The organism is Thalassospira sp. MCCC 1A01428 (assembly GCF_002115825.1).
Lineage (GTDB): Bacteria > Pseudomonadota > Alphaproteobacteria > Rhodospirillales > Thalassospiraceae > Thalassospira.
In genome coordinates this window covers 37,223-61,705 of record NZ_JFJZ01000026.1, presented here as the reverse complement: position 1 = coordinate 61,705, position 24,483 = coordinate 37,223, and the positions used below count along the sequence as shown (strand labels likewise).

Below are 24,483 nucleotides of genomic sequence, written 5' to 3'. Positions count from 1 at the left end.
TTTTGCAGTGTCAGCTTGCTACGCACGTCATTAAGAAGGATTATACGTTCGACCAGTCTTTGGGACACTGGTTGCATGAACATTACGGTCGGGTGCGTATTAACACGCCTTACTGATCGTATAGTGGGACATAAATAACGGCGGCTCATCAATGGCCGCACGGCAATGATGGGGGATTGCTGGGTGTTAACACACAGCAGAAATCAGGCAATTCTACGCGACCTTTTTGCACTGGGCGATGTCATCGTCCTGTTGCTCGGCGCGATGATTGCTTCGTTTTTGCGATTTGACGCCTTCTTTCCCCCTGATGGCTTTCTTGTTCCCACCTTCATGGCGCCCCTGCTTTATTTAATGGTCATGGTGCTGATCCGGGGCTATGCAACGCTTAACCCCGAAACCATGCAAATTGGCCTGTTCCGCCTGCTTACGGCACAATTGGGGACCTACGCCCTGTTGCTGGTCTTCGCCTATTTTGCAAAAGTATCCGAGGATTTTTCACGCTTATGGACCGGGTACTCGCTGCTTGCGGGAACGGGATTGCTGCTTGCATTGCGGGTTGGCGTTTTCATCTGGCTGCGGCGCAAGGGCATTGCGGGCCATTTTCGGCCCCGGATCGCGCTTGTTTCCAGCGCACCGGAACCCCTGGTGATCTCACAGCTTCGGGCGCGGGCCGAAAGCCACCAGTTCTCGATTGTCCATAACTGCAGGATCGTTCAGGATGACCACGCAGAAGAAAGCCTGCGTGATGCGCTGTGGGAAATGCGCGAGGCCAGGCCCGATATTGTGGTGATGGCTGTAAGCTCCAGCGACAAAATCCGCTATGCCGATATTCTTGATGATGTTGGTGCCATTTCATCAGACCTGGTTGAAATTTCAGACCTGAACGAAGGCCAGGCGGGGGATGTTGCCAGCGAATGGGTTATTCTGGCGGGCCTGCCCTTTTTGCGCCGGGCCATGCGGCCTTTTGGCGAGCGGGGCTGGTGGGTTAAACGGCTCGAAGATATGGTGCTCGGCGCGATTGCCCTTACGCTCCTTTCCCCGCTCATGCTGGGTATTGCCATTGCGGTAAAACTCACCAGCCGGGGGCCGGTGCTATTTGCGCAGTTGCGCCACGGCTTTAATGGCGAGACAATCCGCGTGATGAAATTTCGCTCCATGTATGTGGATAAAATGACCGATACACCGGAAAAAGTGCAACAGGCGCGGCGCAACGACCCGCGCATTACGCCCCTGGGCGCGTTCCTGCGCAAAACCAGCCTGGACGAGCTGCCACAACTTTTCAACGTGCTGCGCGGCGATATGTCGCTCGTCGGCCCCCGGCCCCACGCCACAGCCCATAACGAACTTTACCGTACCCGTATTGATGGCTATTTCGCCCGCCACCGGGTCAAGCCCGGCATCACCGGCTGGGCCCAGATCAACGGCTGGCGCGGCGAAACCGACACGGATGAAAAAATGCGCCAGCGTGTACTGCACGATATGTATTATATCCAGAACTGGTCGCCGTGGCTGGATTTGCGAATTATGTTTATGACCTTGGTGAACGGGTTTGTTCACCGGAATGCTTACTAACCCCCTTAGCAGTAAGAAAAATGATTTTTTCCTGGTTATCACTCATAATTGGTAATGCCACGTCAAAGATAATTATCTTTGCGTCACTACCAATTATTTCAAGAATTTATGAACCATCATCAATAGGAGAATTAAGTTACTTTATTTCAGTGGGTGAGATCATTTCTTCTTGTGCAACTCTATCTTTACCTCTCGGAATACCTTTAGAAAAAAATCATGAAAAAACATTCGTCCTTATAAAAACAGCACAAAATATTTCATATGTATTTTCCATACTAACACTTGTAACGTTATGCATTTATTTCTACATGGAAGATAAAAAAATAAACACCGAACACGCCATATGGATTGCAGCACTTCCAATTTACATAATATTTTCTAGCCATATAAACATATACACTAGCATCGCCATAAAAACAAAAAATTTAAAATTAATTCCAAAATCTAACATTGTAGCATCAATATCTTCAAGTTCAATAAAAATATTTGGATCACTAATCTCAAACACCTTTTTCACTCTAATAACAGCAACACTAATATCTCAAACAATACAAATAGTTACCTTTATCACACACACACAAAATTATTATTTTTCTAAGCCAACGTTTAAAAAACAAATCCAGACAATAATGGAAAATAAAGATTTAATAATATACAGAACGCCGCAACAACTTCTAAGCATCGTTTCGATTTCACTTCCACTCTTCTTTTTAAGCATAACTTCATCTAAAGAACAAACTGGCTATTATGCAATGGCAATGAACACGCTATTTATTCCAGTTAATATAATTGCAACAGCGACCTTTCAAATATACTACTCACACTTAACATCGTCAAATGATTCCCGCGAAACAAAAAATAAAGCCTTAAAAAAGGTAACAGTATTTTTGCTTTTAGCATCACTACCAATGGCGGTTTTTATTTATATATTTTCCCCTGAAATATATCGCATAGTATTTGGCGAAGTATGGATAAATTCAGGTAAGTACGCATCTGCGCTTGTAATATGGCTAGTGTTTATGGTCATAAACAAACCTATCGTAGCTAGCCTCACCACAATACACAAACAAAAACAATTATTTATATATGAAGCAACAGGAACTGTTGTAAAATTATTTTCTTTAGCCGCATGTTTCTATTTTGAATATAACCCAATGACAACTATTGAATTATACTCACTGACCTCCGCGTTTTTTTACGTTATATTAATAACATGGGGATATAGGGAGTTGAAAAACCATGAGAAAGAATATGTATAAGAAATATGAAGCCCAAGTTTTATCTGATCATTACAAATTCTCGAAATATTTAACTCCCGAAAGGTGGGCCAGTATCTGGCATCAAATAAATGAAATAACGAAAATAGAACCTAACACTGTTCTCGAAATCGGACCAGGAAATGGCTTACTTAAAACTTTATTAAATATGGACAGAATTAATGTAACTACGTTAGATTACGTAGAAGATACACATCCAGATATTATCGCATCAGCAACGAATATTCCACTTAGTGATAATTCATTTGATGTTTGCTGTGCTTTTCAAATGCTAGAACACGTGAAATACCAGGATAGTCTGATCGCACTTAAAGAAATGATCCGTGTTTCTAGAAAAAAGATAATAATTAGCTTACCAGACGCTGAAATAGTTTATCCCCTTCAAGCAAAACTACCAAGAGGATTAAAATTGAATCTTCAGATAAAAAAAATATTCCAAAAAAGAAAAGAACACAAATTTGATGGGCAACATTACTGGGAAATAAACAAAAAAGAATACCCTTTGAAAAAAATCGAAAATGATATTAGCGAGATAGCTATTATAAAAAAAAGTTACAGAGCACCGCTAAACCCATACCATCATTTTTTTGTATTAGAAAAAAGAACATGACAAAAATTAAAATTTTACATGTTAGTGGAGCTGATATTTACAGTGGAGCTGGAAGGGGCGCATATTGGTTACACAAAGCACTAATAACAGAAGGAATAGAATCTATTTTTACATCACCGGGAAATATAAATAATAACGAAAATGAAATTTTCATAAACCCAGAATTATTAACCAGAAAGTCTCGAATTGAGAAATTAAGATTACTACCGTATGCGCCCAGAAAAAGAGATCTATTTTCCACGGGACGATACGGTATAAATTTATTAAGGCTGATCGAAAAAGAAAATCCGGATATAGTTCACCTTCACTGGATAAACAACTCCATGATTAGTATTAATGACATTAAGAAAATCAACACTCCGATAGTATGGACAGTCAGAGACATGTGGCCCTTCACCGGCGGTTGCCATTATTCTCTAAATTGTAGCAATTATATAACGGGATGTGGCAATTGCCGTATTCTAAGAGCACCGAAAACCAACGACATTTCGTCACAAATTTACGAAAAGAAGAATGAAATAACTCATAAGATCCATTATGTTTTTATAAGCAAGTGGTTGGAAAAAGAAGCAAAAAAAACTAATATCATAAAAAGAGGAAAATCAACACACTACATCGCCAACTCGGTAAATATAAAATTATTCCCATACTTAGAAAAAAACAAAGCTCGCAAAACACTAAAAATAGAATCTGACAGAAAAATAGTTTTGTGCGGAGCAATAAATCAGAACGCTATATACAAAGGATATATTCATATAAAAAAAATATCAAAAATAAAGAAAAAACTTGGAATACAGTTGTACTCATTTGGAGAAGTACCAAATGAACAAGGGATTTTTGATTACAATTTTGGGAAAATTCGCAACGATGAGGAACTTTCAAAAATATATGCAATGGCCGATTGTTATTTAATGCCTTCCACTCAAGAAGCTTTCGGGAAAACAGCAGTTGAAGCGATTTCTAGTGGAACTCCCGTCATAGCATTTGATGATACAGGTCTTGAAGATATCGTAGAGCACAAATTCAACGGTTATCTTGCTCAGAATAATAGTACAACTTCTCTTATAAATGGAATTGAATGGGTGTTAAATAATTTTCCAGCAGGAGAATATAAACGCTCATATATAAGCGAATTTATGAGAAAATTCGACGTCACAGAAGCATCGCAAAAATATATTTCATTATATAGAAAAATTCTAAACAGAAATTGACATGAAAATATCAAAAGAAAATGCATCAACAATTTATCTATCTTCAGGCTTACTTTTATGGCCACTTCAGATATCTTTATTCTCGATAACGATACCTATATATGTGTTTTTATCGCCAATTGTTTTAATTACGTCAACCACATCAAAGAGAAATATAATATTAACTATATTCTTTATGTTACTATCAATAACATCTCTACTTTACAACCATGAAATAGGTGTTAGCTTATTTTCATTTCAAAAATCATGGATGTCTGCGCTTATTGTACCTTTACTGTTACTGTCTTTTTCTAATTCCTTCCACTTAGGACTGAAAAAACTTCCTGCAGCGATAAAAATTTTTGTATTCATAAATTTTATGCTTCAATTATTTGAAATATCTTCCGGAATTAATATAGCAGAAACATTACATTCGACAGTAAATTCATACCCACACTATTTTTTACCAACTGAACGCTATACTGGTATATATCCGGAACCATCCATGCTTGCAATAGGCTACTCACCGATCATTTATTTATTAACTTGTCACTATGCCTGGGTTAAAAAGGAATTAGGAATTATTTCAATAGCGATGATTATTTTAACATTAATCATCTGCCCATCAGCAACACTCTTGATCGTATTTTTCACATGTATATTTTTATATATTTTATCAAAAAGAAAGAGTCCATTTTATTTTCTCATATCGTCGTTAATTGTTGTTGGGTTAGTTTTAAGTATATATAGTTATCTGCCATCAGAAATAACTGATCGCGTGAATCAAACTTTATATGGAATATTACAAAAAAATGGATTTTTAGTTGAAAATGTTTCTTCAATAGTTTTCTTAAACGGATACAATGTTAGTTTATTCACGCTAAAAAATCATCCCTTTGGATACGGAATTATGAATATGCCTACAGCATACCAAGATTACAATTTAACAAACGTCATAATGTTCCCTCAACTTAATAACGAAGACGGATCATCAATTTTATTTAAAATCACTACTGAGTTTGGATTAATTGGATTGTTTTTTTATTTTTTCATGGTTTTTAAAGCAATTAAAACACATCTCTACTGTAACTCATCTCCGTGGCTCCCAACCTTTTTAGTTGGAATTATTTTTTGCACAATTCGAGGAACCACTTACGTTGATGGAATCACCATTCTAGCGATAAGCGCCGCAATATTTATAAATAAACGCGAAGTATAAGAAAATGTATGATTTTTCGATTGTTACCTTATCTTTTAACCAGAAAGATTTTATTGAGGACTGTATAAAATCGGTCCAACAACAAAAAGATGTTTCGATACAGCATATTATCATAGATGCAGGGAGTACTGACGGTAGTCAGGAAATTATAAGACAGCACAAAAATATTGAACACATTTTTGAAAAGGATGATGGGCCTGCAGATGGCCTAAATAAAGGATTTTCAGTTGCAAAGGGTCGATATTACTATTTTTTGAATGCGGACGATCGGTTATTCCCCGACATTCTTAAAATAGTAGTCAAAAAAATGGAAAAAAGTAAAAATACAGATTTATTTTTTTTCGCGGGCAACTTGATTGACATTGACGGGAAAGAAATAAGGTCTATTTACCCGAGTTTTTTTTCGAAAGAACGGTACATTAGCAACGCAACAACCATATTTCAACAAGGATTCTTTTTTAGAAATGAAGTATTTGAGGAGATAAAATTTAATGTTAAAAACAAAATAGCATGGGATGGTGAATTTATCTTTGATTGTTACTCAAAAAACAAAAAGCCCAAAAGATATATGCTCAAAATCGCCAGTTTTCGAATACACTCAACAGCCATAACATCATCTTACTCCTACAAAAAGAAAATTTCGAACCACTGCAAAGAAATGGGTAAAAAGCATAACATAAAATCACATCCAATAATGTACAGATTGGCGAAGCTTATACTTGACCCCGTTTATATATACCATCGGATATTTAAATGAAAATAATTATATTAAATGATTATGGTCACAGAAATGGCGGAGCCTCAGAGGTCGCTATAGAAAGCGCAATAAGCTTGTATAAGAGAGGAAAAAATGTGCACTTCTTTTTTTGCGATGGCCCCCCCGATGAAGAAATAATAAATCTTGAAATTCCATTTACTGATCTCAATCAAAAAATAAGCTTTTCCGGAAAGGAAAAATATATATCGCTTTTTCGATCCTTGTGGAACTTCAAGGCACGATCGAAACTAAAAAATTTAATACATTTAGAGGATACGTCTGTAGTATTACATTATCACAACTGGTTAAAAGGACTTTCGCCAAGTGTTTTAAAATTCAACCAGAAAAGAGGAAAATTAAAAAAAATTCTTACAATTCACGATTATTCTATAATATGTCCAAATGGAGGACTATACAATTACAAAAAAAACCACATATGCCATTACAAACCTATGGGATGGAAATGCATCGTATCCGATTGCGATAAAAATTCGTACTATGTAAAAACATATAGACTGCTCCGACATTTTATTGGTTCACAATTTTTAAAAATTTTAAAAGGAGAAATTAACCTGATGATATCAGTTTCAAATTTTAGCGACAAAATAATACACCAACATTTCCCAAAACAAGAAACAAAAATATTACCTACAATTCTTACCGAGCCCGTGCTCATAGGGCCAAAACATATCAACCGTAAAAACGATTTTTTTTTATATATTGGCCGCATTTCACCAGAAAAAGGAGTGGACATTTTTTGTTCCGCCTGCGAGGCAGGAGGTTTTAAAGGAGTTGTGGTTGGATCTGGTGAATTAGAAGAAAATCTTAGAAAAAAATATAAAAGCGTGTCGTTCTTAGGATGGAAAAATAGATCTGAAATAAATCAGCTATTAGACAGTTGCTCTGCGCTAATCATACCCTCAAGATTATATGAAACACAAGGCCTAGTGGCGTTTGAGGCAATGGCACGTAATTGCCCTATAATTGCTCCAAAAGACACTGCGCCAGGCGAGGCCATTCAGAAATATAAATTAGGTATAATATTCAAAATAGGATCAGAAGCAGATTTAATTTTAAAAATGAATGATGTCGAAAAAAACGAGTATTATGATATTGATACTTCGTCGAATCCGTACTTACGTCTAGATAAAAAATCGTACATCGACGAGCTTATAGAAACGTATAACAGTTAGGTAGATTGATGAATTCAACCATAGAATATATATGTTGGGTTTCAAAATGAAAAATAAAAATTCGGAAGTAGAAACACAAACCACAAAAAAAAAGGAAATCAAAATAGCAATTGTATGTGATTGGCTAATCACATACTCCGGAGCAGAAAGGGTAATTTTTGAGATAAATAATTTATTTCCAGACGCTGACATATTCACCTTGATACACAAACCAAAATCTCCGGAAATTACCTTCCTCAAGAACAAAATAACGACGTCTTTTTTAAACAAAATACCAAAAATAGAAAGAATATATAGAAATTTATTTTTCCTATTTCCCATGGCGATAGAACAGCTAGACCTTTCTAAATATGATCTTGTAATTTCTAGCAGCCACGCTGTTGCAAAAGGGGTTATAACTGGACCAGATCAACTCCATATAAGCTATATTCATTCTCCTATACGATATGCTTGGGATTTACAACATGAATATCTTAGAGATTCTGGCTTAAACAGTGGAATAAAATCTTTTGCTATTAGATTCCTACTTCAATACATTAGAAATTTTGACGTCAGATCATCAAACTCTGTTGATTTTTTTATTTCAAATTCGGATTTTGTAAATAAAAGAGTGTCGAAATGTTATAGGAGGACGGCGACTACCATATACCCTCCAGTATCCATAGAAGACTTTGAGGAAAAATCTGAGAAAAAAGAATTTTATTTAGCGGCATCGCGCTTGGTCCCATATAAAAAGATAGATCTCGTTGCTCAAACTTTTTCTCAAACTCCTAACCGCACGCTTTACATTATTGGGGACGGCCCTGATGCTCATAAAATAAAGAAAATATGCAGTGAGCATAAAAATTTATTTTTTCTAGGTCATCAAGAATTTTCAAAATTAAAAGAATACCTTGCGAATGCAAAGGCCTTTATTTTTGCAGCTAAAGAGGATTTTGGCATTCTACCAGTTGAGGCTATGGCAAGCGGTACACCAGTGATTGCCTATGGCAAGGGCGGTGCTCTAGAAACAGTAGTTGAAAACGAAACTGGGTTATTTTTTGATACACAGTCCATCCCTTCTTTACTCGCCGCAGTGGATAAGTTTGAAAATTTTTTCCCTAAATATAACAATGTCTCTGAGAAGTGCCGAAAAAGAGCAGAGCTTTTTTCCAAAGAACGATTTAGATCTGAGTTCAAATTATTTGTTGAAGAAAAGATAACAGAAATGTCGCGAGATCGAAGACTTACCAAAGATTGAACGCAATTGAATAATAAGTTTTTGACTTTTATTTTCGAAATTTTCATATAATTATATCTCTTTGAGTAATATATGATAAACCATCGACGCTATGTTAAATTTCTCATTTTATGCAGTGGATCCGACACACGTTTGGGCCCCCTACCCCGTCGAGATTACCCGAAACAGTTTGTACCGCTGATCAATGCCAAATCATTATTTTCACCTTTGGGATAATGCCTCATTAGCCCAGTACCGTCTATGAACATATTGAAATGCGCAAAAAACTGAATTATGATTGTCTCCAGTCACGCGGATTTCTTGAAAAACAAAATAAAAACACTACTGTAACACTGCAATTATAAGGAACAATAAGTGAACTTATTAGAAAAAACCCTGCAAAAATTACGGCGGGAAGGTTTCCTTAAAACAATACTTTCAATTTTACAATTTCCTTTCACGCTAAAACGACGAAAAACATATAAATCCATGCTAACGAAGGGCAATATTAGCGAACGTTTCACCGAAATTTATGAAAAAAACCTATGGCTATCTAAAGAGTCTGGTAGTGGAGAAGGCAGTGAGATTGCTTACACCGAACCATTAAGAAATTGGTTGATTAAAACATTGCCACAGCTTAATGTAGAGGTGTTTGTGGACGCTCCATGCGGTGACTTTAATTGGATGAAAGAAGTACTTCCAAAAATAGACGTAAAATATTTTGGTTTTGATATAGCGCCTTCCGTTATCGATATTAATAAGAAAAAATTTTCATCCGACTTAATACAATTCGATGTCGCAAATATTTGCGAAGACCCCTTGCCTAATTGTGACTTGATAATGGTGAGAGACTGTTTATTTCATCTTTCATATGAGGATATAAATAAGTTTTTGAAAAACTTATTCCAGACTGATTACAAATATTTACTTACCACCACTCATATCAACAATGGAGACATATATAACTTCGATATTATAAGTGGGGATTTTAGAATGATCGACCTATTTTCATATCCATTTAATTTTGACAACTTAAATGTAAAAGACAGAGTTGATGACTACCCGGCCGGATATCACATTATTCGTGAAATGATACTCGTTGAGAAAAAACACGTCCCAAGATCCATAAATATACGTCACGAATAATATTTTGTTTCATAAGAATAAAATTCTGATTATATCGAAATAATACATGCTGAAAGCACGTGCGTTTGTTAATTTATATATTGTGAATCAACAAGATGTGAAAATAAATTTGTTTCATATTGATTTTTTCCAAAGGTGGGTATTGTGGTAGTTAGTATCGATAATATTTCCCCAATCGTTTTATGCGGCGGATCCGGCACGCGTTTATGGCCGCTGTCGCGTCGGGATTATCCGAAACAGTTTGTACCGCTGATCAATGGCAAGTCATTGTTGCAATTGACATTCGACCGGCTTCGGTCATTTTCCGATATTATCGCGATCGGTTCAGAGGCCCAAAGGTTTCTGGTTGAAGAGGCAGCATTATCCGCAAGCTTTGACATCCTGCAAATTCTGGAGCCGGAAGGACGCGATACAGCACCGGCCATGGCGCTTGGGGCGCTGGCGGGGGGCGAAGATAGTGATTTGCTGCTTTTTTGCCCGGCCGATCATTATATTCCCGATACAAATGCGTTTGTTGGCATGGTCGAACAGGCCGTTCCCGCTGCGATGGATGGCAAAATTGTGACCTTTGGCGTGATGCCCCATTCGCCCAGTACCGCTTATGGCTATATTGAAATGGGCGAGAAACTGGATAATGGGTGTTATCAATCACACGGGTTTCTTGAAAAACCGGTGTTTGAGCGGGCAACGGCGTTTCTGGCCTCTGGTCGGCATGTCTGGAATGCCGGTATATTTCTGGTGCGCCGCGACGTTTTGATAAAAGAACTCGCAACTTTTGAGCCCGAAATGCTTGAAGCCTGTCGACGGGCAATGTCCAAAAGTGTCCCAGATGGGCTGTTTCGGCGTCCGGATGCCGCAGAATTTGCAAGTGCCACTGCTAAAAGCATTGATTATGCGGTGATGGAAAAGGCCGATAACGTTGTTATTTTCCCGTTCGCAGGCAGCTGGAGTGATGTCGGCAGCTGGAACGCGCTGTCTGACATGAGCCTTTCCGACAGCTCTGGAAATAGCCTTGGGGGTGCTACGGAAAACATAAAAACAATTGAGACGGAAAATACCTTTGTTCATGCGGATCCGAACCGGCTGATCGTGACCATGGGGGTTCGGGACCTGATCGTGGTAGATACACCTGATGCCTTGTTGATCAGCAGCCGTGACAAGGTGGAAGATGTTAAAAAAGTCGTGGCGGAACTCGTCGCTGAGGATCGTTCCCAGGCCGTTGCACACCGCAAGGTGGCCCGCCCCTGGGGGGCCTATGACAGCATTGAAATCGGGGAACGACACCAGGTTAAACGCATTACGGTGAAGCCTGGCGCGAAGCTGTCGTTGCAACACCATCATCATCGGGCCGAACACTGGATCGTCGTCAAAGGAACCGCGCTGGTCACCTGTGATGAGCGCAAGTTCCTGTTGCGCGAGAATGAATCTACCTATATCCCGCTGGGAGCGGTTCACCGGATGGAAAACCCCGGTAAAATTCCGCTGGAAATGATCGAGGTTCAGTCGGGAACCTATCTTGGTGAAGATGATATCGTGCGTCTTGATGATGATTACGGGCGCAATTTTAGTGAGACTGAAGGCCGAACCGAATAATGACCAAAAAAGCACTGATTACAGGAATTACCGGCCAGGATGGCAGTTATCTGGCAGAATTTCTGCTTGAAAAGGGCTATGAAGTTCATGGCATTAAGCGCCGTAGCAGTTCGCTAAATACCGGCCGGATTGATCATCTTTATCAGGATCCCCATGAAACCGGCCGTAAGCTGTTTCTGCATTATGGCGATTTGTCCGATACCAGCAATCTGACGCGTATTCTAAATGATGTGCGCCCCGACGAGGTCTATAACCTTGGGGCACAAAGCCATGTCGCAGTCAGCTTTGAGGCACCCGAATATACCGCAGATGTTGACGCTCTTGGAACCTTGCGGTTGCTTGAGGCCATCCGCTTTTTAGGGCTGGAAAAAACAACCCGCTTTTACCAGGCCTCAACCAGCGAGCTGTACGGTCTGGTTCAGGAAATTCCGCAAAAGGAAACCACACCTTTTCACCCGCGCAGCCCCTATGCCGTCGCCAAGCTCTATGCCTACTGGATTGCGGTTAACTACCGCGAAGCCTATGGCATGTATGCATGCAACGGTATTTTGTTTAACCATGAAAGCTGTCGTCGTGGCGAAACGTTTGTCACACGCAAAATCACGCGCGGGATATCAAATATTGCCCACGGGATGGAAAAATGCCTGTTCATGGGAAATATGGACAGCTTGCGCGACTGGGGACACGCCAGGGACTATGTGCGCATGCAATGGATGATGTTGCAGCAAGATGAACCCAAAGATTATGTCATCGCGACGGGCAAGCAGTATAGCGTGCGTCAGTTCATTGAAAAAGCAGCGGCATTTGTTGGTATTACTTTACGCTTTGAGGGTGAAGGTGTTGACGAATGTGCCGTGGTTGAGACTATCACCGGAAACCTTGCGCCATCCGTAAAGGCTGGTGATGTGATTGTCAGGGTTGATCCGCGTTATTTCCGTCCGGCAGAAGTCGAGACATTGTTGGGTGATGCTTCCAAAGCGGAAAAAGATCTGGGATGGTTGCCTGAAATCACACTGGATGAAATGGTCGACGAGATGATGGAGTTTGATCTTGATCAGGCACGCCGTCATGCCCTTTTGCAACACCACGGATTTAATGTTTCCTTACAGGTGGAAAGCTGATGGCAAGCAAACGTCAAAGGGTGTTTGTTGCCGGCCATCGGGGAATGGTTGGCAGTCAGATCCTGCGGCAACTTGAGGCGTCGGCAGACGTGGACCTTGTGGTCCGCACGCATGATGAACTCGATCTGGTATCCCAGGCGGATGTATCGGATTTTTTCGCACAGGAAAGCATTGATCAGGTTTATCTGGCGGCAGCAAAAGTGGGCGGTATTCATGCTAATAATACCTATCCCGCCGATTTCATTTATCAAAATCTGATGCTTGAAGCCAACATCATCCACGCAGCGCATTTATCAAATGTGCAGCGGTTGCTGTTTTTGGGGTCAAGTTGCATCTACCCCCGTGATGCGGATCAGCCGATGGCCGAAGGCGCATTATTAAGCGGGTATCTTGAAGCCACAAACGAACCCTATGCCATTGCCAAAATTGCCGGTATTAAAATGTGCGAATCATATGCCCGTCAATATGGGCGTGATTACCGCAGTGTCATGCCGACCAACCTTTACGGGCCGGGTGATAATTACCATCCGCAAAACAGCCATGTTATCCCGGCGTTAATCCGCCGGTTTCACGAAGCAACAATAAATGGCGCGCCAAATGTCGAAATCTGGGGGACAGGCACCCCGCGCCGTGAGTTCTTGCATGTCAGTGACATGGCCCGGGCTTCCATTTTTGTCATGAACCTGCCCAGGGACATTTATCAGGCACACACAACACCAATGTGCAGCCATATCAATGTCGGTAGTGGGATTGATATCCCCATCGGCGAACTGGCAAAACTGATCGCAACTGTTACCGGTTACACCGGCGAGGTGACGTTTGATGTTTCAAAACCAGACGGCACCCCGCGAAAACTGATGGATTCCGCACGCCTGCGGTCTTTTGGCTGGCAACCGCATATCGAACTGGCAGACGGTCTGGCCGAAACATATAAAACGTTCAAAGCGGAATATGCAAAAAGATAAAACAAAGGCCTGATTTTCGAACTGTGACTTGAAGATAGTCATATGCAATACATGTCCGACCTGATGCTAATTTCTTTGTAAATAACATCAGGTCGGACCTCACATTAACCAACCAGTTTCAGGTCATATTCCCGATACCTGCCTTGAGTAAACGCTTCCCAGGTTTTGTAAATTCCTTCCTCAAGGCTGTATTTTGGCTGCCAGCCCAAAAATTTGGCTTTTGTTGGGGTAAGAAAACGTTCTGCCACCCCGGCAGGCATTTTTTGCAAAAATTTGATCTCTCCTTCAAACTCCACAATATCGGCAACTTTGAAAACAAGCTCACGTAGCGTAATGCTGAAACCCGCACCAATATTTACCGTGTAACATCCCTTTTGACGTTTGATAACGGTAACAACCGCATCGGCGAAATCATCCACATAAATAAACTCGCGGACTGCCGTGCTAAATCCCCGCAATATCATATACGGGGCTTTGGCCTGCTTTGCTTCTTCCGCCGCGCGGATAAAGGCGGGCATCACCCGGCCTGACAGCCGATCAAAATTATCCCCCGGTCCATAAATCTCGGCCGGAATAATAGTGGTAAAATTTGCATTATATTGCTGATAATAAAACTGGCACAGCTTCAGAACAGCAAGACGCGCCATAGCAGAAGATTCATAGGCGGGATGAAGACGACCACTCATCAGTGTTTGTTCGTCGTTCGGCACATACGCCATTTCCGGGTAAATATACGGTGCCGCAATATTCACCAGTTTGCCCACCCCGGCCTCATATGCACCCCGTACCAAATGCATACCAATAGCAAGGTTTTCATACATAAATTCCACCGGGCGGTCACGGTTGGCAATGGACCCACCAGACTTGCCCGCCGCAATAATCACAACATCAGGCTTTTCCTGTTTCAACCATTCTATAACCGCAGCCTGATCCAAAAGGTCCAGTTCGCTACGGGTGCGGGTTAAAATTGTACAATCTTCCTGCTCAAACCGGCGCACAAGGGCCGACCCGACCATGCCGTTATGACCGGCAATAAAAACACGTTTACCTGTAAGATTGTAATTCATTCATTGTATCCCTTTACGAACAGCAGAACACGCCCAAACGCCGGGCGCATGAATTGCGACCGGTTGACGTAACGTCCTGCAATGTTGCGGAAATAAAAAATCCACACAGAAATGGCCAACGGGCGCACGTCGTATGTGGACAGGCTAATTGTAAGCAAAACGGGTCTTATACCCGTTTTCTATGAAGACAACTCATTAAGCACAGGTTGAGAACGGGTTGGGACTGGTTGGAAATAACGGCACCACGCAGCCCATATCGCAAAAGGCAAGCGCGCGATAAGCCAGCCCGCCCAAGGGCTGTATTAATCAGTTTCGATCAATACATTTTGGTCTTGTTAAAAAAGAAACGCTTTAATCCCGCCGCATTTAATATCAGGCCGGGCATAACGTGAAACGTTCATTTTTCATGTCATATTCCCGATAATTGCCCTTCAGAAACGCATCCAGAGTTTTGCGAATCCCCATTTCAAGGCTGCATTGCGGATGCCAGCCAATAGAGCGTAATGTCTGCCCGCAAAGGCGTCGTTCCCCGCTACCAGCTTGTATTTTGCGCAAAAATTTAATCCGCCCGTCAAACCCGACAATATCGGCAATCATATAGCCAAGCTCCGCGAGCGTGACACCGAAATTAAAACTGGTCGCGATATTAACCGGGCCCTTGTAACCATAATATTTCAAAAAGGTAACAATGGCATCGGCGCAATCATCAACATACAGAAATTCACGTACTTCCGTGCCAACACCCGACAGCTCCATATGCCCTGCATTGGCCTCCTTTGCTTCCACTGCTTTACGAATAATCGCCGGAATAACCCGGCTCGAAAGCGGCCCAAAATTATCCCCCGGCCCATAAACGTCAAACGGAACAACTGTTCTGAAAGAAACGCCATATTCCCGATGATAAAATTGACAAAGTTTCAAGGCAGCAAGCCGTACAACAGATGCGGCCTCACATGAACGGTTAAGCTGTTCACCCGTAATCCCCCGCTCCAACGTCGGTAAAAACGTATCTTCGGGGTAAATATGCGGGCCAGCAATGTTAATCAGCTGTTTCACCCCGGCTTCATAGGCGCCATGTATCAGGTGGCTGGCTATGGCAAGGTTTTCATACATAAAATCCTCGCCACGGCCCGGATTGGCAATTGCCCCGCCGGAATTGCCCGCCGCAATAATCACAACATCAGGTTTTTCCTGCATCAGCCACGCTGTAACCGATGCCTTATCCAAAAGGTTCATTTCGCTGCGCGTGCGGGTTAAAATTGTACAATCTTCCTGCTCAAACCGGCGCACAAGCGCCGAACCAATCATGCCACTATGACCGGCAATATAAACCCGCTTCCCTGTAATATCGTATGTCAACCAGGCCATCGTTTATATCCCTTTACATATAACAGGGCACGACCAAACACCGGGCGCATCACCTGCGACCGGTTCGGTTAATATCCTGTCATGTTGCGGAAATAAAAAATCCACACAGAAATGGCCAGCAGGCGCACTTCGTGTGTGGACAAAAATTCAATAGCAAATTATGGGCGTAACAACAACCACCCATTAGGATAGGAAAAGATAAAACCCGGAATTTATTTTCACATCAATCCAGACATAAAACCGCCTGGCAGAATACATCAATTGGTGTTTTCGCAAATATCAGGGGCGTGATCTTCTTTTTGGTTCAACAATAATCCTGGCATAGCCAAGCCCCGCGACAAACACCAAAGCTGCCCCCATCGCTGGCATCTGAATGCTAAAATCTGTCAGGGCATGCAGCCCCACAATCGTCAGGGCCGAAACAGCGGTTATTAAATAAGCCGTATCGTGCGCCCTTAAAAAGGCCCCCTTCGCCAGCCCGAAAAAAATACAGACAAAAGCACATATAATAATGACAAGGCCATAAAGCCCGGTGCCAAAATAAAATTCCAGATAACTGTTATGGGCAAGGCTCCAGGTTAAACCACTTAAAGGCAAATCCTTAAATGGCCGAAAACCGGGTTCAAAGGTTCCATAACCATACCCTGTAGATAGCGCCTGTGTGCCAGCAGCCGATACGGCATCATAAAGATGCAAACGAGTTTGTTGATCCCCTTCAAGATATCCAAACCGTTCTTCCAGTCCGCCACCACTAATGGCAAAACCGCCCACCGCCAGCAAAACCGCCCCGGCAATCAACCCGTTACCAAACCGGACCGGTAAAATTCGGGCAAAGCGCAACCCCAGTAATGCGACAAAAACCCCAATCATCCCGCTTACAAACCCGGCGCGCGAATGCGTAAGCATCAGGGCCGTGCCGGTCGATAAAATGCCCACCATCGGTAACCATGCCCGGGCCAGGCTGCCATCTGCCATATTGCGAATAATCTGCCGCGCGGTGCCACCGCCGCGCACATCACGGGCAAGAATTTTCACCAGATACAATAACGACGCCACCAGCCCAATCGCCGCATAAGTGGCATAGCTGTTGTGGTTAATAAATGTACTGGTCACATGACCACGATAGGCCGTTTTATCGTACCAAAGAATTGTTTCCCAGCCGCCAAAATAAACCGCCAGCCCATAAACGGCATATGCCGTAGAAACAAGCACAAAGAATTTCAGCATCGTTGCGGCATTCTCGCGCTTGCGCCCATAGCGCGCTGAAAGCCAGAACACCCCGGCATAGGCCAGCAACACCATCAGCGCATCCCAGGTCAGATCGGGCGCAATGGTCACACGTGGCGCAAGCGGAATGCCAAGCTGGGCGCTGGCCTCATTCCAGATCGGATGCGCAATGGCGGGGACAATACCGGGGGTAGCCTGCACCACAATCCAGGCCACAACGATGAAAAACAAAACCAGCGGGATTTTAATACGTTTTAAAAACCGCCTTTCGCCTTCCGGTGGTGAAAGCAAACAGGCAACGGCATCAATCACAATCAATACACCCACCCACAAGGACATAAGTGACCATGCCCACGGCACATTACTGCCAAAGGGCAATGGCGCCACTGCAATTAGGGCGAGCAATCCATAAAAAACAATCCGGCGCAGAATTACGGGCAAACCTGCCCTCCCCGATTTAAGAAATCCCCTTCTGAATTTAGGGTCCGAACCCTAAATCCCTCTTTACGTCCCGCCTGCCTAAATACCGTTCTACAAGTCATTCGTCAGCAAGAAACATCTTTTTGCGCCAACACCATCGCCTATTGGTTGCTGACAGGGCTGAAATTCCGTATAGCTAGCAGCAGAACCGGGTTTGGGACAATCCGGCACCAAAGGGATTTAACGGGATTTAAACCGGGGGCCAGTTTGAGCAACTCCACCACGCCATCAACCGCCACTGCGCACACGCAGGCGGAAGAAAAACGGTCGCGATTAAAATCGCTGGCCGACAGCATTTCACGCGGCAATGACAGCGACGAAATTGACCTTCAGGAGTTGCTACGCACCCTGTGGCGGCGCAAAAGCATGATCTTTTCAGTTGTGGTTTTGCTAACTGTGCTGGTCACGCTGATTGTTTTTCAAATCGCACCCAAATATACCGCCACCAGCAATGTCATTATTGATGGCCGTAAAAACCAGGTTGTTGACATTGAAAGTGTCATGAGCGGCGTTTCATCCGAAATGGGCGCATTGCTAAGCGAAGTGGAAGTCATCAAATCAAGCTCGCTTATCCGCCGCGTGGTGACGGATCTTAACCTGGAAAAAGACCCCGAATTTAACGCCGAACTGCGCGAAGTCCCGTGGTATAAAACCCTGCTAAGCCCTGAAACCTATGTCGGTGACGATTTTCTGATTTCAATCGGCTTGAAAAAACCCGAAATCATTGTCAGCGAAACCGAACTGGCCGAAGAACGCACCAACCGCGTCATCAACAATGTTAAAGAACATATGGATGTCAGCATTGTTGGCCGCTCCCAGGTCATCGCAATCAGCTTTACCTCCACCAACGCCCGCAAGGCATCGCTGATCGCCAATACCATCGCCGATCAATATATCGTCGATCAGCTTGAAGCCAAGTTCGAGGCCACCCGTCGTGCCACGTCATGGCTGAACGACCGTCTTGCATCGCTACGCGACAAGGTTCAAACCTCCGAGGCTGCGGTACAGGCCTATAGCGAATCCATTTCCAGCAAGGTTGGTCAGGGTTCGAAAATGACGGAACAGCAAATTTCCGAACTCAGTTCACAACTGATCCTCGCCCAGGCCAGCCGCGCCGAAGCCCAGGCCCGCCTCAATCAGGTACAAAGCCTTCTGGGCAACAGCGCCGATCTGTCATCAGCTGCCGAAGTGCTAAATTCCCCGCTGATTCAGCGTTTGCGCGATCAGGAAGCAGAGCTTCTGCGCCGCGTTTCGGAACTTGAATCAAAATATGGCGACCGTCACCCCGCCATGATCAAGGCCCGGGCCGAACTGGCCGATTTACGCACCTCTATCGAACGCGAAGTTCGCAAAATCGCGCAAAGCCTTAAAAACGAGGTTGGCGTTTCCCAGGCCCGGGTCAGCACCTTGCAACAAAGCCTGAATGGCCTTGAAAGCAAAAACAACACCCAGAACCAGGCCGAAATTCGCCTGCGCGAGCTTGAACGCGAAGCCAACGCCAACCGCCTGCTCTATGAAAACTTCCTGAACCGCTTTAAGGAAACCAACAGCCAGGAAGACCTGCAACAGGCCGATGCCCGCATCATTTCGCGTGCCGAAGTCCCGGTAGTTCCCTCTGCCCCGAAAAAACAGCTGATCATTGCCGTTGCCCTTGTCGGTTCTGTTTTCCTTGGCATCGTTCTGGTCTTTGTGCTTGAACAGCTTGATAACAGCTTTCGCAGCACCGAACAGCTTGAACAGATTGCCGGCGTACCCGGTATTGGCATGATCCCGCTTTTAACCGGTAATTTGCTCGGCAAAACCGATGTCGGACGCTTTCCAACCCACAAGCCCGGTTCTGCCACAACTGAATCTGTTCGCAGCCTGCGAACCTCGCTGATGCTCTCCAATGTTGATAATCCGCCGCGGATTGTCGGCATTACCTCGACGGTTCCCTCCGAAGGTAAATCAACGCTGGCAGCATGGCTGGCACAGGTCACCTCAAATTCCGGCCAGCGCACCCTGCTGGTTGACTGCGACTTGCGCCGCCCGACGGTTCATAAAACCTTTGGCGCCGATAACACCCATAGCCTAGTTGAATTGCTGGCCGATGAATGCACCATCGATCAGGCAATTAAACGCGATGAAGAAACCGGTCTTTACCTGCTTCCGGCCAAGGTCACCCAGGCCAACGCACTGGATCTGTTATCCTCGACCCACATGGAAACAACATTGCGCGCCTTGCGTGAACATTTCGACTTTATCGTGCTTGATGCCCCGCCAATCCTTGCCGTTTCTGACTCCAAGGTTATCGGCCTGATGGCCGACAAAATGCTCTATGTGGTAAAGTGGGACAGCACACCACGCGGGCTGGTTAAAGCAGGCCTTAAAGAAACAGCCGAAGCCGGGATCGACCTTGCCGGTGCTGTCCTGACCCAGGTGAATGTCAAAAAGCACGCCAAATACGGCTATGGCGACTACGGTTATTATTATGGCCGTTACAAAGATTACTACGCCAAGGGATAATGATGCGCTTTATCTCAAAGCGCAGAATTCCTGCGATTATCGGGTTACTGGCGGGAACAGGGCTGCTTGTTCTCGCCATTCCCCATACCATGGCGTCAATGCTGCTGGCACTGTCAACGCAACGATATCAGTATATCAATAATCCCGATACCAGCGACGAAACCATAAACCGGCTCTACGACACCACCATGGATGCCATCGGCTGGGTTGCAACTTCCGATGCCTGGACCCGGATCGGCTATATCGAAATGGCGCGCGCCAGGCGTGCCACAACACCGGAAGACAAAACAAATCATTACCTGAAAGCCGACAATGCATTTACCTCGGCCCTTACCATCTCCCCCATGGATACCTTTACCTGGGCAAGGCTGACATTTACCCGGCTAAAAACAGGAGGGGCGAATGATGGCACAGCTATAGAGGCCCTGCGTATGTCGCTTCTGACAGGTCCGTATGAACGCAATATCGCTGTCAACCAGATCAGTTATGCCATAAGCCTGTGGTCCCAGCTTACCGCAGCTGAACAAACTGACATTCAGAAAAAAATCCGCTGGATCGATAGGCTGGAACATCGCGACCTGGTAAATCTGGCCCGGCACAATCCCAAGGCAATCCAGGTTACAGTCGCAGCAATGGCAACGGCGCCAAACAATGCGTTCGTCCGTTTTATCCGTGACGTAAACAAACCGGACTAACCATCAAACAGCCCCTCTCCCTGTTTGTCTTAGATCTGAAAACACAGCAAAAACAGGCAATATTTTCAGACAAATATGTCTGTCGCTGACACGTAAATCCCTTCACAGGATTTACCAACAGCAAGACCGAATATTGACAGGTAATCCACAGGGCTCAGATCAGACTACCGATACACTTTCAGGCACAAGCTGCGATAGCAAACGCTGGCGATACCGTTGCAGCCGCCAATAATGACGTTGCCGCTGCCCAAACAGCAAACGAACAGGCACAAACCAGTGCCGAAACCGCCGAAGCCAATAATCATACCAGCACCAAACCGGCTCAGGACAGTGATGCACAAAATAACGGCTAGCGAAACACGGCCTTTGCTTAACACCGCACACAAGCCGACCTGTTACCCATTTAAATTTTGCAAATTCACCTCATGATCCCGGCGGGCGCGTCCTGCCTCTGCCGGGATCAGAACATACTACGGCTCTTTCCGATTCTCATCACTTCAGGGGTAAATCTGCTTTCTGATCGATCATACTGTCGCCAAAGCATCACAATGCAATTTTTAAGTGTATTTCCCGGGGGACAAGCACATATCACGGTGATGGGGTCGAGGGACAGATTAATTGAATGCCATTATTTTCGTCATATTTGCCGAAATTTCCGGCCCGTGATTCGCTCGAAAAAACAGCAACTTCCGAATCAACTGACTTAAAGCCTCCTCACCCCCTCTACCTTAAGAGGATACAAACCTATCTGAACATCTGGTATAGGGGCAGTAGATGTTCGAGTTATGTGGCAAATAAGCAACAGCATTAAACCGTTATTGAGGGAAATCGCGTAAAGCGTGCAATATCGTTTGCTTCCACGGAACCCGTCACATAGATTTATCCTCACGGATAAGGGTCAAAAGGCAGGACATGTACGCCTTGTTACCTGTTGGGGACTGAACAAAGCGCACTAAGGGAGTCGCTGGAACATGAAGATGATGAGCAAACTTGCAGCAGTCACTGCATTGGCCGGTGGCATGCTTATGGGGGCATATGGCCTCGCCAATGCGCAATCTGCGGGTGCAGATGCCATTACGCCGTCAATCGCAGCATCACTTGACGCCGCCAAAGGAACACCGGAAAGTCTTGCCGCAGCCGTTAGCGCGCTGGTTCGTGCAAACCCGGGTGCTGCTGCCACCATTGCCGCAGCCGCCGCAAAAGCAAACCCGAATGCCGCTGCACAAGTTGCAAGCGCTGCCGCCGCAGCCGCCCCTGACTTTGCCAGCACAATTGCAGCTTCGGTTGTCACCGCCGTTCCGGCTTCTGCCGAATCGGTTACCGGTTCTGTGGTCACCGCTGTTCCGACCGCCGCCGCGCAAATTGCGGTTTCTGTGACAACAGCATCACAAAAATCTGCGGCCGCAACCGGCACAGCAAGCACAACCTCGCCTGCTGCCATTGCCGCCGCCGCGACCAAAGCATCGCCTAATAGCGCCCTTTACATTGCCGCATCTGTTTCGCGGGCAAACCCGCAAGCCGCCAGTCAGATTGCCAGCTCGGTTGCCGTTCAGGCCGCCGCAAGCGGATCAACCGCCACGCCGGGACTAATCGCCGCGGTATCCGCCAGAAGCTCAGGTGCCAACAACGTGGACGTTATTCGGGCTGTTTCAAGTGCAATAAACATATTTCCTGCAAACGTTGCGACCCAGGCTGCGGGTGCGACGATGGGTCGGCTGGTTGAACAAATTGTGAATCAGTCAACGCAAACCGTGCAGACAGCACAAAATGATGCCGAAGCTGCGAGTTCCGCAAATGAACAGGCTGCGACCAGCGCCGAAATTGCCGAATCCAACCAGCAAACTGGTGGGGATGTTGGTGATACCGGTGGTGTTGAGGCAACTCCTGAAGAACCACAACCCGAAAGTGAAGCTGTAAACAACAATGCCAGCCCGACTTAATCACAGAACCATGATTAAGCTTGCTGTCCTGATAGCATATTGAACGCGAGAGTTTATAAGGGGATACAACGTGAAATTTCTCAAAGGGGGGCTGCTCGCATCTGTAGCAGTCAGCGCATTGGCGGTAGCATTTCCTGCATCCGCACAGGAACAGGTCAACCCTGATCAGGCTGTGACGCAGCGCGCACCGGAAGGGTATGAACCCAATGGCATCACGCTTGGCTCTTTCCGCCTTTATCCGAAGGTAGAAGCCGCCGAAGAATATAACGACAATATCTATAAATCGAACACCAACGAAACCGACGATTACATCACCAAAATTTCGCCGGGCTTACAGTTGCGTTCGGACTGGAACCGTCACTTCCTGCAGTTTGAAGCATCGTCCGAATTTGGCATTTATGCCGATACCAGCGACAATGATTATACCGACTATAATCTGCGTGCGACCGGCCGTGCCGATGCCACCGAAGCCCTGAAATTCACCGGCGATGCCCGCATGCAGCACCTGCATGAAGAGCGCGGCGGCGATGATGTTGCAACCGATGCCAAGGAACCGGTTGAATATAACAAACTGACCGGCGTTATCGGCGGCACCTATAAGCCCAATCGTTTCAGCGTTGGCCTGACCGGCACCGTCGATGATTATGACTACGACGATAATGCTACCGTCGGCGGCGGCACAGACAACAACGATGACCGTGACCGGACAGAAACCAAAGGCGAAGTTCGCCTTGGTTACGAAATCCAGAATGGTTACGAGGCTTTCATTAAAAGCTCGGTCAACGAACGTGATTACGACTCACGGGTCGATGATGGCGGCGTTAATCGTGATTCCAACGGTTATAAGGTCCTTGCCGGTATCGCCATTGATCTCGACCGTTTGATCCGTGCCGACCTTGGCGTGGGCTGGATGGAACAGGATTACGACGATGTAACGCTTGACGATGTCGACGGTTATTCGGCCGATGCCCGCATTCGCTGGAACATCACCGAACTGACGACATTGCGTGCGTTAGCATCACGCACCATCAACGAAACCACCACAACCGGTGCGTCTTCGACCATCGGCACCGCTGCCGGTGTGGGTGTCGATCACGAATTGCTCCGCAACCTGATCCTGAATGCGGATGCGAAATATTATAACTCTGATTATCAGGGTATTTCGCGCGAAGACGACAAATACACCTATTCTGTTGGCGCTGATTACAAACTCAATCGCAACCTTTATGGCGGCGTCAAGCTAAGCCACGAAACCCGCGATTCAACCAACACCGTCAACGAATATGATCAGAACGTAATTATGGTAAAGGTTGGCGGCCAGTTCTAATTGGCTGTGAAC

The 24,483-nt window shown here is 44.8% G+C and carries 19 protein-coding genes; 16 read left to right on the top strand and 3 right to left on the bottom strand.

Features of this window, described 5'->3' with window-relative positions; translation table 11 throughout:
* Positions 1–183: 183 nt before the first annotated feature.
* From THS27_RS17645 to THS27_RS17590, 12 genes are all read left to right on the top strand, one after another.
* Positions 184–1,572 (top strand): undecaprenyl-phosphate glucose phosphotransferase, encoded by a 1,389-nt coding sequence (locus THS27_RS17645; RefSeq protein ID WP_168184932.1) that lies wholly within the window; start codon positions 184–186, stop codon positions 1,570–1,572.
* Positions 1,506–2,831, top strand: coding sequence for a lipopolysaccharide biosynthesis protein (locus tag THS27_RS17640; protein WP_139835633.1), 1,326 nt, complete (start codon positions 1,506–1,508; stop codon positions 2,829–2,831). The genes THS27_RS17645 and THS27_RS17640 overlap by 67 nt, the downstream gene beginning before the upstream one ends.
* Positions 2,812–3,459 carry a class I SAM-dependent methyltransferase gene (locus THS27_RS17635; RefSeq protein ID WP_085593239.1) on the top strand — a complete coding sequence of 216 codons (648 nt, stop codon included), beginning with the start codon at positions 2,812–2,814 and terminating at the stop codon, positions 3,457–3,459. Before THS27_RS17640 ends, THS27_RS17635 begins: the two co-directional genes overlap by 20 nt.
* Positions 3,456–4,670, top strand: a complete 1,215-nt coding sequence (locus tag THS27_RS17630) for a glycosyltransferase (protein WP_085593237.1) — start codon at positions 3,456–3,458, stop codon at positions 4,668–4,670. Before THS27_RS17635 ends, THS27_RS17630 begins: the two co-directional genes overlap by 4 nt.
* Before the next feature lies 1 nt (position 4,671).
* Positions 4,672–5,868 (top strand): hypothetical protein, encoded by a 1,197-nt coding sequence (locus tag THS27_RS26685; RefSeq protein WP_139835632.1) that lies wholly within the window; start codon positions 4,672–4,674, stop codon positions 5,866–5,868.
* Between the two features lie 4 nt (positions 5,869–5,872).
* Positions 5,873–6,625, top strand: coding sequence for a glycosyltransferase (locus THS27_RS17620; protein ID WP_085593233.1), 753 nt, complete (start codon positions 5,873–5,875; stop codon positions 6,623–6,625).
* Positions 6,622–7,818: a glycosyltransferase family 4 protein gene (locus THS27_RS17615; RefSeq protein WP_085593231.1), complete on the top strand. Its 1,197-nt coding sequence runs from the start codon at positions 6,622–6,624 to the stop codon at positions 7,816–7,818. Before THS27_RS17620 ends, THS27_RS17615 begins: the two co-directional genes overlap by 4 nt.
* 46 nt (positions 7,819–7,864) lie before the next feature.
* Entirely contained in the window at positions 7,865–9,058 is a 1,194-nt protein-coding gene (locus THS27_RS17610; protein ID WP_085593259.1) for a glycosyltransferase, read from the top strand.
* A gap of 354 nt (positions 9,059–9,412) precedes the next feature.
* On the top strand, positions 9,413–10,183 hold the full coding sequence (locus tag THS27_RS17605) for a class I SAM-dependent methyltransferase (RefSeq protein ID WP_085593229.1): 771 nt from the start codon (positions 9,413–9,415) through the stop codon (positions 10,181–10,183).
* A 144-nt stretch (positions 10,184–10,327) separates the two neighbouring features.
* On the top strand, positions 10,328–11,776 hold the full coding sequence (locus tag THS27_RS17600; protein ID WP_085593227.1) for a mannose-1-phosphate guanylyltransferase/mannose-6-phosphate isomerase: 1,449 nt from the start codon (positions 10,328–10,330) through the stop codon (positions 11,774–11,776).
* A complete protein-coding gene (gene gmd, locus THS27_RS17595) occupies positions 11,776–12,897 on the top strand; it encodes a GDP-mannose 4,6-dehydratase (protein WP_085593225.1) in 1,122 nt (373 codons plus the stop codon). The genes THS27_RS17600 and gmd overlap by 1 nt, the downstream gene beginning before the upstream one ends.
* Positions 12,897–13,862, top strand: a complete 966-nt coding sequence (locus tag THS27_RS17590; protein WP_085593223.1) for a GDP-L-fucose synthase — start codon at positions 12,897–12,899, stop codon at positions 13,860–13,862. Before gmd ends, THS27_RS17590 begins: the two co-directional genes overlap by 1 nt.
* Positions 13,863–13,966: 104 nt before the next feature.
* Here the strand turns inward: THS27_RS17590 and THS27_RS17585 are convergent, their stop codons facing one another.
* From THS27_RS17585 to THS27_RS17575, 3 genes are all read right to left on the bottom strand, one after another.
* On the bottom strand, positions 13,967–14,929 hold the full coding sequence (locus tag THS27_RS17585; protein WP_085593221.1) for an NAD-dependent epimerase/dehydratase family protein: 963 nt from the start codon (positions 14,927–14,929) through the stop codon (positions 13,967–13,969).
* A 372-nt stretch (positions 14,930–15,301) separates the two neighbouring features.
* Entirely contained in the window at positions 15,302–16,297 is a 996-nt protein-coding gene (locus THS27_RS17580; protein WP_085593219.1) for an NAD-dependent epimerase/dehydratase family protein, read from the bottom strand.
* Positions 16,298–16,576: 279 nt separating this feature from the next.
* Entirely contained in the window at positions 16,577–17,965 is a 1,389-nt protein-coding gene (locus tag THS27_RS17575) for an O-antigen ligase (RefSeq protein ID WP_085593217.1), read from the bottom strand.
* A 246-nt stretch (positions 17,966–18,211) separates the two neighbouring features.
* Between THS27_RS17575 and THS27_RS17570 the strand changes: the two genes are divergently transcribed.
* The 4 genes from THS27_RS17570 (at position 18,212) to THS27_RS17550 (ending at position 24,471) form a co-directional block, all read left to right on the top strand.
* Positions 18,212–20,509, top strand: coding sequence for a polysaccharide biosynthesis tyrosine autokinase (locus tag THS27_RS17570; RefSeq protein ID WP_139835631.1), 2,298 nt, complete (start codon positions 18,212–18,214; stop codon positions 20,507–20,509).
* Positions 20,509–21,204, top strand: coding sequence for a hypothetical protein (locus THS27_RS17565; RefSeq protein ID WP_139835630.1), 696 nt, complete (start codon positions 20,509–20,511; stop codon positions 21,202–21,204). Before THS27_RS17570 ends, THS27_RS17565 begins: the two co-directional genes overlap by 1 nt.
* A 977-nt stretch (positions 21,205–22,181) precedes the next feature.
* Positions 22,182–23,144, top strand: a complete 963-nt coding sequence (locus THS27_RS17555; protein WP_139835629.1) for a hypothetical protein — start codon at positions 22,182–22,184, stop codon at positions 23,142–23,144.
* 70 nt (positions 23,145–23,214) lie between these two features.
* On the top strand, positions 23,215–24,471 hold the full coding sequence (locus tag THS27_RS17550) for an outer membrane beta-barrel protein (protein WP_168184931.1): 1,257 nt from the start codon (positions 23,215–23,217) through the stop codon (positions 24,469–24,471).
* Positions 24,472–24,483 lie beyond the last annotated feature (12 nt).